Raw genomic sequence first — 14,520 nt, 5'->3', positions numbered from 1 at the left:
TATAAACGCTACCGCGTCACTTTTTTATAGCACCTTTCTGGCCTACCTACCGACCCATAGTTTAAATCAGCCTCTAGTTCACCAGTACTGATAAGAAACTCAAGATAACGTCTAGCGGTTGTTCGGCTCACTCCGATTTTTTCACCTGCCTCATCAGCGGTCAGCGCACTGCCATTTGGGAACAACTCTCTGATCTTGTCTAGGGTTACACCATCAATCCCTTTTGGTAATCGGTTCGGCAAGTTGTCTTGATTGGCGTGAGACTGCAGCATTTTATCAACGAGGTTCTGATCCAAACTCTCTGCGATGTCTAGTTGTTGGCGTTGGGACACATACTTTTTCAGTGCGGCATCTAAGCGTGGAAACATCACTGGTTTGAGTAGGTAATCAACGACTCCCCCTCTCATTGCCTGTTGTAGCGTATCGACATCCCTTGCCGCGGTAATCAAAATGACATCACACGTTTGGTTGTTCGCACGTAATGTATTGAGTATCTCAAGCCCTGTTCCATCAGGAAGGTATACATCCATCAACAAGAGGTCTGGCTTAAGAATATCGAGTTGCATTTCCGCTTCCATTCTCGTGGTCGCAATGCCGACCACTTCCAAACCTGCCAATTGGCTCAAGTATTTGTGGTGCAGTTCAGCAATAGCCAGATCATCTTCAATGATCATTACGCGAGTCGCCATACTCATAATTGTTCTTCCTTGGGTAAATACACCGTTATTCTTGTTCCATAATTTGTGTTGGGCATCATCTCAACATGGCCGTGATATCGAGTAGCCAACTGGTTGACAAGATGCAATCCTACCCCCCGATTTTGACGAGATTTCGTCGACACCCCTTTTTTAAATAGCGCCTGCGGCTCTATATCGCTTGGTAAACCACAGCCTTGATCTATCACCTCAAGTATCACTTCATTTCCGTAATCGCTCACTGACACATCGATATTTCTGCGCTCCGATGCGACATTCGATTCATCACGAATCGAGGTTAACGTTGCATCAAAAGCGTTATCAATTAAGTTGCCCAGAATGGTGACAAGGTCTTCCGAATTTAGCCACTCAGGCAGAGGCTCCAAACGGCTGCCTTCTTCAACCACCAGCTGTAAGCCTAACTCGCGAGCACGTTCAGTTTTTCCAAGCAACATACCTGCAATTAACGGGTCTTTAACGGTGTCTCTTAAAAATTCGATCATCGCTTGATAGTGTGCGGTTTCTTGCCCAATTAACTTTTGTACGGCATCCAGCTCACCCATCTGGACTAACCCGCTAATGGTGTTGAGCTTATTTCGATGCTCATGGGTTTGCGAACGTAATAAATCTGCATATTCTTTGGTTTGTGATAACTGCTCGGTTAGGTCATTGATTTCATCCCTTAAACGGAAACTCGATACTGCCCCCACTATTTTTCCATCCACATAAATTGGCGAACGGTTTGCGATCAGACGTTTATGATTAAGGAATATCTCAATATCATGATCTTCCTGTCCGGTTTCTAGCACCGTATATAAGTCACTATCGCGTAACGTCTCAGTCAACGGTTTATTAAGAGCTGCCTCTCTATCAATACCGAGAATCTGACAGGCGCTACGATTGATCGAACGAAGTATCCCTTGGGCATCAATACTTAACACGCCTTCTTTAATGGTACTCATCGTCACTTCTAATTCGCCGTACAACCGCCCTATCTCTTCAGGCTCGAACCCCAAAATGGCGCGCTGAAACTTTCTCGACGCATAATTGGATACAATGGCATTAGCGACGACAACTACGATGACCATTAAAATCAAAAAGGCCAAAAATGGTTCGATGCGGTCTTGCAGCCGGTCGAGCAAATAGCCAACCGAAACCACACCAATGATGTTCCCTTGCTCGTCAAAAATCGCAGCTTTACCACGAACTGAATAACCTAACGAGCCCTGTGCCGTCGAAATATAAGACAATCCCTGCTCTAGCGCTCGACGATTGTCACCACCTCTCATTGGTTTACCCAACCGCTCATCAACGGGGTGAATTAAGCGCACTCCCTCATGGTCGCCAATAACGATGAATGCAGCACCGATGGCTTCGGTTAATTCTCGGAAACGAAGTTGGTATGGCTTAGGATTTTGGGTTGCGACCATTTCGCGAACAACGGCGGAGTCTGCTAAAAAACGGGCAACACCCAGTGCTTTTTCTCCCATTTCTTGCTCTTGATTGATTTTGAGATAAGTGAATCCTGCAGCGACAAGCAATAGAAGCTCTATCAACCCCGACAGCGTCATAATAATGAGCATTCGCTTACGAAAGCTGATCGTTTTCCAACTCATTGATACATCCTTATGATTCACTCCCAATCGATTACGTTAACACTCAGTTAACAGCATGGCTTTGTTGCGGTGATAAATCTGTGAGGAAGGCAAGCAAACCGCAGAGTTTACGGTTAATTAATCGACGAGCTGAAACATAAAATTACAACCATTCACCAAATTCAGCATTCCTCTCTGATACTCAATTCCATACATAAATTGCCCTTTAAAACATGATCGTGATCACATCGATTTTAGCGGTTTTTGAGGCGTTTTTAGACTTTCCAACGTATAATTTTTAATCAACGAAACCATTGAGAGTTTCGGTTAGAAAGCAGTGAAGCTGGAAGTCTATTAAAAGCTCAACATTGATGTCAGTGATTTGGAAAAAATAAAACAAAACACAAATACTGACTATATGACAAACACTTAGACACCATCTGAAAACTGGAAAACTATAAACAGAGGTGCATTTATAGTTAGAAGGAACACCAAACATGGAACGCGATACCTTTGGAATATGCCTGAATAAGGCCATGCTGTCAGAGAATATGTATTCAACGTTTACACACGTCAGGGCTTATGAAAAAAACGGAGGCGGTACTTCTGATCTCAAGGTCCTGTTATCGTTCCCTCAAATGAGTGGAAAAGACCTATTGAATACGATGCGAGGTTCTCGTCAGCTTGAGTGGAGAGCAGAGTTTCACTGTCCATATACGAAGTAAACTTGTAACATCTCCCGCGCCCAGCACAAACATAACTGGGCGCACATTACTGTCCAATTTTCCCTCCTACTTAACACCAAGTTACGAATCCTTTATATTAGAGCTTATACTCTACGACAAAGCAGCCATTATGAAAAAAACAGGAAAGTTTTGGATACTGGGCTTACTTAGCAGCTCGATTTCCCTTGCCTGTCATGCGGCACCGATCACTTTTGATACCGCATGGCAGTTATTGCTAGAAAACAACTATTCTCTTAAAGCTCAACGCTCAAACGTCGAGAATTACCAATACCAAGAGAGTGCCACCAGCAATCTCAACTTACCTCAGGTTACCATTGGCGCGAATTACACGCGTTTAGATACCGATATCACGCTGTCGGGAAAACAGATCCTAGACAGCACAGGAACACACATTAACGTACCTCCTGCTTTTCAACCTATTTTTGGTGCCTTAGCTAATACCACTTCGACCATAACCGAGCGCGATATTTTCTCTTCGTCTATTCGTGCCATTTGGCCTATTTTTACTGGTGGTCGTATTTCTGCTGCTCAATCAGCAGCAGAAGGCAAAACAGATGAGGCGAAAAGTCAGCTTCTAATGGAACAACAAGCGCGCTTTGAAGATTTGTCGAAGTACTACTTTTCTGTCGTGCTGGCAAAGGAAGTACTCGCAACGCGACAAGCGGTTGAAGCTGGACTAAAAAAGCATAGAGATTTTGCTATTAAGCTTGAAGAGCAAGGACAAATCGCACACGTTGAGCGCCTGCAAGCCGAGGCTTCTCTAGATAAAGCATCAGTAGAAACACGTAAAGCCGCCAGCGATTTGAGTATCGCTCAAGCAGCATTAGGTAAATTACTTGCACAAGATGACGCCGTAGAACCCGCTGAATCTTTGTTTATCAACGACAGTCTTCCCCCTCTAACCGCTTTTGTCGATCAAACGTTGCTTACCTATCCGGGGTTAGACCTTCTGAGCGCTAAACACAAACAAGCCTCTAGCTTAATCAAAGCAGAAAAAGGGAAATACTATCCTGAAGTTTACCTTTACGGCGACTACAGCTTGTATGAAGACGATTCTCTCGCAAGCCAAATGAAGCCTGACTGGTTAGTTGGTGTCGGTGTGAGCATTCCACTGATTGAATCAACAGGGCGAAGCGAAAAAGTCAAAGCAGCTCAAAGTGTCGTCTCACAGGTCGACTCATTAAAATCCCAAGCCAAACAAGATTTATCGCTGCTAGTACAAAAGACATACTTGGAGGCTCAGCAAGCCATTGATGAAGTACAAGGGCTCGAATCTAGCATTGAACTTGCTAACGAAAACCTGCGCTTGCGTGAAAAAGCATTTACTCAGGGTCTGTCTTCTTCTCTGGATGTTGTGGATGCGCAGCTTTATGTCGCGAGTATAGAAACACAACGTTCAGCGGCACGTTTCCGCTATTTAATATCTTTAACCAAGCTACTCGCATTGAGCAGTGAAATGAATAGCTTCGAACAATATCAAAATACCGCTTATATCCCTGCTTCAACATCCAAAGAGGTGAAATAAATCATGGCAGCTAAATCACTAAAAACCGTTTTACTCTCACTTTGTGCTTTGGGTGTTGTCTCTTGGGTTGGATATCAATTTTACCAAGCCTATCAACCTGAACCGATCCGCTTACAGGGATTAATTGAAGCCCAGCAATACAGCATTTCCTCAAAAGTTCCAGGGCGTATTGATGAGGTCATGGTCCGTAAAGGCGATGATGTAGAGAAAGGCCAGCTTATTTTTACCCTTCATAGTCCTGAAATTGAAGCGAAGTTAGAACAAGCAAAAGCAGGTGAAAAAGCGGCGGACGCCTTAGCTCAAGAAGCTGAGAAAGGCGCACGTGAGCAACAAATCCAAGCAGCAAAAGATCAGTGGATGAAAGCTAAAACCGCTGCGAATTTAATGGAAAAAACCTACAATCGTGTAAATAACCTCTATAACGATGGCGTGGTTGCAGAACAAAAGCGCGATGAAGCTTTAACTCAGTGGCAAGCAGCGAAATACACCGAAAGTGCCGCATTTCAAATGTACGAAATGGCAAAAGAAGGCGCGAGAAGTGAAACCAAAGTAGCTGCGGCGGAAAAAGCGCGCATGGCATCGGGTGCCGTAGCCGAAGTAGAAGCGTATGCGAAAGATACTCAGATCTACAGCTGGTTTGACGGCGAAGTCTCTCAAGTTCTACTTCAAAGTGGTGAATTAGCACCTCAGGGCTTCCCGGTTGTTACTGTGATAGATACAGAAGATGCCTGGGCGACACTGAATGTGCGTGAAGATTACCTTCAACACTTTAAAAAAGGAGCAACCTTTGATGCCTATTTGCCTGCCTTAAATAAAAATGTTGAGTTCAAAGTAACGCATGTTGCCGTTATGGGTGACTTTGCAACGTGGAGAGCAACCGATGCTTCTCAAGGTTTTGATCTTCGTACCTTTGAAGTAGAAGCTCGTCCAGCTCAACCCGAACCTGAACTGCGTATGGGAATGAGTGTTGTCGTTGAACTTTAATCACAACCACTAGGTTAATGCTATGACGATTAAGATTTCACAGCGGCATATCTTACGACGAGACAAGTGGTTACTTTCGTGCCTTACTTGGATACCGATTTTGCTCGCGATGATGATTTGGGGAGTGTTCTCTGCGGGCATTGCCCGGGATCTGCCAATCGGTGTGGTTGATCTACAACATTCCCAACTTTCTCGAAAGCTCATTCAATCTTTGGATGCGTCGTCGAGTCTGGCTGTTAACTATCACTACACCAGTGCAAGCGAAGCAAAAAATGCGATGATTGAAGGCGATATCTACGCTTACGCGGTCATCCCATCTAAGTTCGACCAAGATATTCTCCAACACCGCCAACCTCAACTTTCTGTCTTTTACAACAGTCAGTACATTTTGGTTGCGAAACTGATCAACTCTGCCGTTGCGCAAGCACAAGGCTATTTCGATGCTCAGGTTGAAGTAATGAGCAACTTGGCTAAGGGTAACACCACAACGTTAGCAGCGGCTGCACAGGCTGTACCCGTGTCGACACAAATAACCGCATTATTTAACCGTAACAATAACTACGCACAATTTTTGGTAACGGCTATCGTGCCAGCTATTTGGCAAATATGTATTGTAGTAAGCACTATTTTGATTCTTACCGCGCACTTTCGCATTTATGGTGGAAAGAATGGCTTTGCGTTTTTGGGCGAAAAGCCATACGCCAAGCTCACTTCCCTATTAAGTCAGTACATTCCGGTCTTTATGGCGCAAGGTGCGTTGTTCTTATACTGGTTTTATTCCGTGCTTGATTGGCCAATGGAAGGCAGTTTTTTGGTTATGCTACTAGCACAATTGGCGACGGTTATCGCCTGTATCATTATGGGAGCGTTGTTCTTCTTCTTGTCGATGGATCCTGCACGTGCGATGAGTTTTGCTGGCGCGTTTACGGCTCCAAGTTTCGCGTTCATGGGAATTACATTCCCAGTTTCTGACATGAACACACTCGCTTATGCATGGCGTTCATTATTGCCGATTACCCATTACATTGAAGTACAAGTGAGTCAAGCAAGCTATGGAGCATCGGCCGCACAATCTTTAAGCTCGCTATGGCCTATGATTGGCTACGTTGTGCCCCTGTTCATTACCGCAGCCTTGATGGGTAAACATCGAACAGCTTCATCAACACGCCAAGCGAAGGAGGCGGTATGACATTGTGGCAACTGATTAAAGCGGAACTTAAGGCCGTTCTAACCAATCCAGTCGTTACGTTGACCGTGTTTGGTGGTGTCGTATTTTACTCGTTTTTATACCCTTTGCCTTATGCACAACAAACGCCTCGTGAACAACCAATCGCGATTGTTAATCTAGATGGTAGTCAGACGAGTTTAAAGCTGGAACGTATGGTTGATGCCACCCCACAAGTCAACGTAGTCACTCGACTTCATACGATTGCCGATGCAAAGCAAGCATTTTTACAACGAGAGATCACCGGTTTTTTAGTCATACCGGAACACTTTTACAAAGACCTAATGCTAGGTAAAAGCCCGACTCTAGCCTACGCTGCGGACGCCTCGTATTTTCTCGTGTACGGAACCGTGGTAGAAGGATTGGCCCAAGCTGGAGGCACATTAGGGGCCCAAGTAAAAGTCAGTAAAATGGTGATAGATGGTGTGCCCATGAGTATGGCTAGCCATAATTACTCTGCTATTAAGCTTAATATGAAACCAACGTTCAACCCAACCATGGGTTACATCGAATACGTAGTGCCGGCAGTATTTGTTCTGATTTTACAACAAACGTTGATCATGGCGGTTGGATTACAAACGGGAACACAGCGTCATGGTCGTGGCTATTGGTCACAAGTATCAACGGGATCGCTGCTGCTTGTGAGAACGTTAGTATTTGTGGCAATTTATTATTTACTCGGCGCCTATTATTTTGGTTTTAGCTTCGAACGCTTAAACGTAAACCATATCGCCAACGCGGGCGAATTGCTGGCTATGTTGTTACCGTTCTTTTTAGGTTGTTGCGGACTAGGCTTCTGGCTAGGTTACTTATTACCTCGGCGTGAACTTGTCACCTTAGTCGTCCTAGTGAGCTCTATGCCGCTCATTTTCTTGGCTGGTTTTATTTGGCCAGTTGAAGCTATTCCTGCTCCCCTACTATGGATTGCTGATTTAAGCCCAAGTACTTGGGCGATCAAAGCTTTCTTAGCGCTAAACCAAATGGGGGCAACCTGGCAACAAGTCGCACAACATTGGACAGTACTTTGGGCACTCACCGTGCTTTGGGGTAGCGTTGCGTACTGGATTGCTAAGCGCAATAACAAGCCAGTTGTAACAGAAAGTCTAAGTTGATTTCTCTCTACAGCTCAAAGAGATAATCACAAATCAAAAACCTGATGGACGATCTGAGGGGCGAAGTATCGCCCCTTTTTATTGGCGATGTTAGCCAACGTGATTGGAAAGTTCGTTTAGCATGCTTCAGCCTCTCTAAATGGCACCTTCGGAACAATCCTATAACCTTATCGACAAATAGTTGATTTTTTGGAAGCATTGTTTATGTCACATGTTGTAACATTGCTTACCTAACGTATTGTAACAAGAGAGAATTGGATGTCTAAAGCGGAATCATCTTCCAGAAAGTTAAGCTTTATTATTATTGGCCTCGTTTTTGTGGTTTGGCTATATAGCTTGTGGGCTGATCGAGTAACACCAATCACTGGCACCGCTCGGATTCATTCTTATCTTGTCCGCATTACTCCAGAGGTTTCGGGGAACCTAACTGAAATCCATGTTCGTAATAATCAAGTCGTCAATGCTGGTGATGTGCTTTTCGAAATTGATCCAAGAGATTATCAAATTAATCTGCGTTCAGCCGAAGCAAACTTAGCCATTGCTGGCCAAAACATTGGAGCCAACACCGCGGCTGTTGAAGTGGCACAAGCTAAGGTCATTGAATCACTCGCAGCTCGTGACAACGCAAGAGAACAAGCAGCTCGCGTAACCGAGCTCGCCGCAAAAGGGGTATTGAGTAAATCTGAGCTAGACAACGCCATCGAAGCCAAAGCACGAGCTCAAGCCACATTAGAGGCAGCAGAAGCGTCCTTAGCTCAAGCCAAGCATAATCTTGGCCCCGAAGGGCAAGATAATCCCCAGATTCTCGCAGCTATAGCAAATCTTGAAAAAGCGCAACTCGACTTACAACGAACGAAAGTGATTGCTCCATCAAAGGGGATCGTTTCTAACTTACAACTCACTGTTGGGCAAAAAGCGACGACTGGCTCACCTCTTGTCACTTTCATTGGTCCGAGAGGCGTGTGGGTATCAGCGCTTGTTCGCGAAAACTCACTCGAGCATGTTCGTGCGGGACAAAAAACAAAGATTGTGTTGGATGCTTTACCTGGCAGAGTGTTTGAAGGGCGAGTAGAAAGCATTGGTTGGGGTACTGGTGGCAGTAACGACGTCGATCCGACAACTGGCTTTTTGGTTGCAGACAATAATTCCTTAAATGCACAGCGCTATCCTGTAAATATTGTTTTTGAAGGCGGAGATATTCCCGAAAACGTACGTTATGGTTCGAAAGCAACGGTCGCTTTTTTAACTGAGCAAAGCACCTTTGGAGAGTGGCTGGCCTCTTTCTGGATGAGAGTGTTGAGTATCTGGACTTATGTTTCATAGTTCAGCAAATCCAATCATTAGATTGGTTTTCACTCCGATTCTTTTACTGTTTTACTTACAGTATTCAGGTGCGCCTACTCCCTTTATCGCGCCAATATTCGTTGTGATTTTTCTAACTCTGATGCCATCTAAGCCCCCGTTCAACATGATGGTGAAATTGCTGGTAATACTCTCACTTCTCAGCTTTGGCATCGTAACTTTAGCAGGAGCGCTCATGAGCTCCCCTAGTGGCTTCTTACTGTTTACTTGGTCACTTCTCTGTTGGAGTTATTACCGAGGTCATCGCGATCCCAAAGACATCGTTTCGACACTCACTTTGATTGTTGTATTGATTATCGTGGTCACAAGCCAACAAATGGGGTTGTCGCTTGAGGGGTTGCCATGGGTCTTATTTACTAGCTTCATTGTTGCGTTGGTTGCCACATATATTAGCTTTTGGTTATTCCCTGGGGACGAAAAAGATATACAACCAGACCAAACCACTCTTGATGGTGCAGACGAACATATCGGGCTTATCGTCTTTAAAGCAACCGCATTGTGTGTTGTTTTGTACGCGCTAATATCATCTGGAAGCTCTCAAACGCTATTGATCGCAATAACATTTGGCAGCATGATTAAGCACCCAATTAATCAAGACAGTCATTCCTTTGGGCGGTATCGAATTATCACTACAAGCCTAGGGATCTTGTTTACTATTCCATGCATGCTTGCAGTAGCCACAGGTGCACCTACTTACGTTGTACTTGGCGTTACCATCTTTTGTGGCCTGCAACTAGCGTGTTTTGCAATACGTCGACAGACACACTTAACCATCTATCAATTGCTTTTTACTAACTTCACTGTGCTGACTTACCAGATTATTAACAATACGGGCATCGAATCATTTTCTGCTCAAATGACTCGATTCGTCTCTATTTCTATCGCTATAGTTCTAGGGGTACTGGTTCTCAATTTATTTAGATCAGAGCAAGAGGTGAAATAACTGCAGCCTCTCTTTCTTAAACTAACAGCGGCTGAGCGATATGAGCTTTCTCATTGAACGAAGCTTGAATAAATAAAAAAAGCATCGATCTTATACTCACATACAGAGGATTACTCCCTCCCAATAACCATTAACGTCCAATCAGAAGAAAAGAATTTTTCAAGTAAAAAAACAAGACTCGAATTGAGTCTTGTTTATAAATGTGGTCTGGATGAATACGGTTATGGCGTCGCTTTAAAATCGCGGATTAGCTTCTCCCGATACGCCGTAACAACCCTCATGATAGAGTCTTTTACATCCCCAATTTGCTTAGAGGGTTGACACCAAAGGCCAAAACCAAACTTAAAGCCTTCTAGTAATTCACAGACTTCAACGGGCTCTATATCATTATTAGAAAATTCCGAATGAGCCAGCGTTCTAGGAAGAACCGCCCACCCTAGCCCTGCTTCAACCATTTTTACAACAAGAGCCAACTGATCGACTTCTTCATGATTCGAACTGACGATAACTTTTTCACCCATTCCTTCTTCAATGAAAGATCGCAACACAAATTGCTTGCTATTCCTCAACGCAGTTAACACTCGGTCGGGTGCCATAGAAGCCAGTTCACCACCTTTCTGGACAAAGGGAACAAATTCAAAGTGACCTAAAAACGTCGAGTCTAGACTGTGTATTGCACGGCTATCATGTACATTGACAATACCGAACTGGTACTCACCAGTCGCTAAACCTTCTTTGATCTCGTTACGGTTACGAACAAAAAAGTTAACTCGCATCATCGGAAAATCTGCCGCTAATTGAACACGAAGTAACACCAGCAAACGATGTGGGATAGCACTAGAATAGGCAATACTGACACTCTCTAAGCCACCATGAGCAAGGCTCAATGCGACTTTGTCGAACGTACGGGCTTGTTCAATTGTTTGCTTTGCATAGTGGTAAAGAAGGCGAGCATCTTCAGTGGGTTCTACGGAACGGCCAACCCGAGTAAACAAGCTCACAGCAAGTAAATCTTCTAAGTTCGTAACAACCTGCCCGATGGTTGTTCTGTGCTTATTCAATTTTACAGCGGCTTTGCTAAACGAAAGCTCCTCGTAAACAGCAACGAATGCCAATAGTTGTTCAAAACTAAAATTCATAGGTTTTCTTATATCTTAGGGCTACATGGCTAAACTATCACAAGTTATTGAGAATGCTAGCTCGAAAGAGCGACGGTTAACCCGAGGCTTTTATCTTCATCATTAGATACGTAGTTATTCCGCACGTAAATGCGAAAACTTATCGCACTCACACTCCCCTTAAAGCACGTTCGACATTAGACGTAACTCATTACGAACTCTCTAAAAAATACATTGATGGATTTGATCCTACAAAAGCGATTATTACATTTGTAGGATTTCTCTTATCTTTGCATTCATCAAATAAATAGAGAAAAGCACTATGAACTCAATACCACATGAGCTTGTGTGGGGTGAAGTTTACTTCCCCCCCTTGTTGCTGGTTATTGCATTGGCTTACATTCTCACCATTTTGGTTGGAACCGTTGCAACAAAATTAGGGGTACACAAATACGTTGCGTTTCCAGCACTTGCTGAGCTGAGCCTAATTGTGATTTTTACTGGCGTTATTGGTCGATTCATAACCATCTTTTGAGGCAAATTCCGTGATAAAACGTTATCTAATCACATTTTTATTACTGTGTTCCGCTGGCACTGTGATTTTCAGTTACTACCAATCATACTCAAACAATCCTTGGACTAGAGATGGTCATGTCAGCGCGTACATTGTGTCTATAACGCCCCGTGTAACCGGGCAAGTCATCAAGGTATATGTTGAAGACAACTCCCAAGTTAATGCGGGCGACTTACTGTTTGAGATTGACCCAAGCATTTATAAAGCGGCGTACCACAAAGCGCTAGCAGCTCAAAAGCAAGCCATTGCATTACTAGCAAAGGCCAAAAATGAAGAGCAGCGAGCACTTAAGTTAGAAAAGCGCACACCTGGTGCTGTACCTGTACTGACATTGAATAACCTAGACAATGCGGTGGAGACAGCCGTTGCCAACGTAGAACTCGCGAAAGCCAATGTTGAAGAAGCCAAGCTAAACCTTGATTACACCAAGGTGTACGCTCCAACAAATGGTTACATCACTAATTTTAATCTGCGCACCGGCTCCCAAGTTGTCGCAAACTCACCAGTTGTAGCATTAATTGATGAAGACAGCTTTTGGATCGAAGGCTATTTCAAAGAAACGGATTTAGTTGGTGTTGATCCACGAGATAAAGCATACGTGACCTTAATGATGCACGACGAAATGGTGCTGGAAGGTAAAATCAAGAGCATTGGTTATGGCATCGCGAAGCAAGACGGTAGTACAGGTAACGACCTTCTGCCTAATGTGAACCCTAACTTTCAGTGGATACGCTTAGCTCAACGCATTCCAATTAAAGTGAAATTAGACAACTTACCAAAAGATTTTCAACTACGCGTAGGTATGACGGCATCCATCAAAATCATCAAACAATAAATGCGGTGAAATGTATGTTCAATGCCTCAACCAAAGAAGCAATTAAAGCTGCACTGTCTATCGTTATCGCAATCTGCCTCGCCTTATTGTTTCAATGGGAGAAACCTTATTGGGCAGCGATCGCCGTCGCGGTAATGGCATTAAATGAAAGCTTCGCTCACTCGATAAACAAAGGTCATAATCGCCTAGTAGGAACCCTACTGGGCATTGGCTATGCCTTTTTCCTCATCACAGCATTTTCTCAAGATCGCTTTTTGTTCCTGACTTTTTTTACCCTATTTTTAGGTGTATGCATTTTCATGTCGAGCGACGAAAAGTCCGGTTATGTGTTCTCCATAGGCTTTGCTGTGTGCTCTATCATCGCTTGTATGGGAGAGTTTGATAGTCAAGTGACGTTCCATTTCGCAGTACTTCGAATGCAGGAAACTATCCTTGGCATCATTACCTTCTCCGTTGTTTATCGTTTGGTTTGGCCAGTGAATACTGAAGAAAATTTCATTCAACGCTTTGAGAGCAGCCGTGAAGTGTTGCTTAAAGCTATAGACAAACCAAATGACATTGATATTGATGCGCTTGAAACCAACACAGCAAACATTGAGAAGATGTGCCAACTACTGGGATTACCGCTCACGGGCAGTTACCACCTCAAAGAACATCGAAAACTGTGGCATCAGCGCCTCGAAGAGATGAAACGTATTCAAGAACGATTACTTGAACAAGTGGAAAAGCCTCACTGTGATGATATTGACTGGAAACCTGTGGCTCAAAACCTGACGCTATTTAATATCGCTCAGCCAACCACGCATCTAATTGGCCGTACCTTATTGACTGAACAAGTGAACCAGAAAACATCTTGGCATCGTGAACACCGGACTTTCATACAGCACTTGAAAGAAGACCGCAGAAAGGTTTTACAAGGCCTATCGATGTTTATCACCTCGTTATTGGTTTGGATTTATCTCCCTGTACCAGGTGGGTTTATCTTCCCTATGTTGGCCGGTGTCTTTTCATCAATAGTACCTACAATGCCTCCTAGCGTTGTTAAAGATGCCTTCTTTGGCGTTTTGGGAACAGGTTCAGTGATACTGCTGCAATACATCTTCTTGATGCCCATGATGACTGAACTATGGCAACTAGGGTTATTTTATTTCATCAATATTATTTTGATTTGGGAGGTATTTTCTACACCACAGCTGATGATCCATAGAGTCTTAGGCGTCAATTTATTGGTGGTATTAACCTCAGGCGCACTTAACTTGACCCCGGAGTATCGTATCGAAACACCTTTACTCATGCTGGTAAACATCATGCTCATTTTGATGATCGCCAAGTTATTTAATGACCTGTTTCATCCCCGCGTAACCGCTTAAACAAGCAATTAAACTTAATAAGGAATGCTTTGAACAATGGGTTAGATCAAATTACGTAATGGCAAATAACACTGCCCGAAAAGGTAAAAATTAAAGACCAAACCAACCCACTTTGAACAGGAAACATATGAAATATCAGCAGTGGGAATACTTTAATATCACGAAGTGAGAATAATATTTGAGGTTGAAGATCCCAACATGTAGCTAAAGATGCGCCTCTTTTGAGCCGAGGATGCTTGATCAAATACTCAGCATAGGATGAATAAACCGTCCACAACCCTAACAGCCCAAATAACTCGATGAGAGAAATAACTTCCAGACTAAATGGCAATAGTGAAGGCCCACCAATGAGTAAAATAATTGCGAAGTTCCACATCTTATTTTTCATTACACATCCTTGCTGCTGATTTACGCTTATGTATTACCAATAACAACA

The 14,520-nt window shown here is 43.7% G+C and carries 14 protein-coding genes; 10 read left to right on the top strand and 4 right to left on the bottom strand.

The window, feature by feature from the left end:
• Window positions 1-8 precede the first annotated feature (8 nt).
• Window positions 9-695, bottom strand: a complete 687-nt coding sequence (locus tag L3V32_RS22085; protein WP_237285232.1) for a response regulator — start codon at window positions 693-695, stop codon at window positions 9-11.
• Complete coding sequence (locus L3V32_RS22080; RefSeq protein ID WP_237285230.1) at window positions 692-2,311, bottom strand: sensor histidine kinase; 1,620 nt, start codon at window positions 2,309-2,311, stop codon at window positions 692-694. The genes L3V32_RS22085 and L3V32_RS22080 overlap by 4 nt, the downstream gene beginning before the upstream one ends.
• A 476-nt stretch (window positions 2,312-2,787) precedes the next feature.
• Between L3V32_RS22080 and L3V32_RS22075 the strand changes: the two genes are divergently transcribed.
• The 7 genes from L3V32_RS22075 (at window position 2,788) to L3V32_RS22045 (ending at window position 10,187) form a co-directional block, all read left to right on the top strand.
• Entirely contained in the window at window positions 2,788-3,015 is a 228-nt protein-coding gene (locus L3V32_RS22075; RefSeq protein WP_005377125.1) for a hypothetical protein, read from the top strand.
• A 130-nt stretch (window positions 3,016-3,145) separates the two neighbouring features.
• On the top strand, window positions 3,146-4,561 hold the full coding sequence (locus tag L3V32_RS22070; protein WP_046874906.1) for a TolC family protein: 1,416 nt from the start codon (window positions 3,146-3,148) through the stop codon (window positions 4,559-4,561).
• Between the two features lie 3 nt (window positions 4,562-4,564).
• Window positions 4,565-5,545, top strand: coding sequence for an HlyD family secretion protein (locus L3V32_RS22065; RefSeq protein WP_237285228.1), 981 nt, complete (start codon window positions 4,565-4,567; stop codon window positions 5,543-5,545).
• 22 nt (window positions 5,546-5,567) lie between these two features.
• The gene (locus L3V32_RS22060) at window positions 5,568-6,734 is read left to right on the top strand and encodes an ABC transporter permease (RefSeq protein WP_237285226.1); all 1,167 of its coding nucleotides are present in this window, start codon (window positions 5,568-5,570) and stop codon (window positions 6,732-6,734) included.
• Window positions 6,731-7,882 carry an ABC transporter permease gene (locus L3V32_RS22055; protein WP_237285224.1) on the top strand — a complete coding sequence of 384 codons (1,152 nt, stop codon included), beginning with the start codon at window positions 6,731-6,733 and terminating at the stop codon, window positions 7,880-7,882. Before L3V32_RS22060 ends, L3V32_RS22055 begins: the two co-directional genes overlap by 4 nt.
• A gap of 258 nt (window positions 7,883-8,140) precedes the next feature.
• The gene (locus L3V32_RS22050) at window positions 8,141-9,205 is read left to right on the top strand and encodes an HlyD family secretion protein (protein ID WP_237285222.1); all 1,065 of its coding nucleotides are present in this window, start codon (window positions 8,141-8,143) and stop codon (window positions 9,203-9,205) included.
• The gene (locus L3V32_RS22045) at window positions 9,195-10,187 is read left to right on the top strand and encodes a DUF2955 domain-containing protein (protein WP_237285221.1); all 993 of its coding nucleotides are present in this window, start codon (window positions 9,195-9,197) and stop codon (window positions 10,185-10,187) included. Before L3V32_RS22050 ends, L3V32_RS22045 begins: the two co-directional genes overlap by 11 nt.
• Window positions 10,188-10,408: 221 nt before the next feature.
• On the opposite strand, the gene L3V32_RS22040 is transcribed toward L3V32_RS22045, so the two are convergent.
• Window positions 10,409-11,326, bottom strand: coding sequence for a LysR family transcriptional regulator (locus L3V32_RS22040; RefSeq protein ID WP_237285219.1), 918 nt, complete (start codon window positions 11,324-11,326; stop codon window positions 10,409-10,411).
• A gap of 301 nt (window positions 11,327-11,627) precedes the next feature.
• On the opposite strand from L3V32_RS22040, the gene L3V32_RS22035 reads away from it, so the two are divergent.
• From L3V32_RS22035 to L3V32_RS22025, 3 genes are read left to right on the top strand one after another with little or no spacing between them, the layout of a single operon-like run.
• The gene (locus L3V32_RS22035; protein WP_005397347.1) at window positions 11,628-11,840 is read left to right on the top strand and encodes a DUF1656 domain-containing protein; all 213 of its coding nucleotides are present in this window, start codon (window positions 11,628-11,630) and stop codon (window positions 11,838-11,840) included.
• A gap of 10 nt (window positions 11,841-11,850) precedes the next feature.
• Window positions 11,851-12,714 (top strand): HlyD family secretion protein, encoded by an 864-nt coding sequence (locus tag L3V32_RS22030; protein WP_046875199.1) that lies wholly within the window; start codon window positions 11,851-11,853, stop codon window positions 12,712-12,714.
• Between the two features lie 14 nt (window positions 12,715-12,728).
• Window positions 12,729-14,084, top strand: a complete 1,356-nt coding sequence (locus tag L3V32_RS22025; protein ID WP_237285217.1) for an FUSC family protein — start codon at window positions 12,729-12,731, stop codon at window positions 14,082-14,084.
• Window positions 14,085-14,130: 46 nt separating this feature from the next.
• On the opposite strand, the gene L3V32_RS22020 is transcribed toward L3V32_RS22025, so the two are convergent.
• Window positions 14,131-14,472: a hypothetical protein gene (locus L3V32_RS22020; protein WP_237285216.1), complete on the bottom strand. Its 342-nt coding sequence runs from the start codon at window positions 14,470-14,472 to the stop codon at window positions 14,131-14,133.
• Between the last annotated feature and the right edge of the window lie 48 nt (window positions 14,473-14,520).

Source organism: Vibrio sp. J2-4 (genome assembly GCF_021728155.1).
GTDB lineage: Bacteria > Pseudomonadota > Gammaproteobacteria > Enterobacterales > Vibrionaceae > Vibrio > Vibrio diabolicus.
Note: the sequence above shows the minus strand (reverse complement) of the source record. Positions and strands in the feature narration are given on the sequence as shown.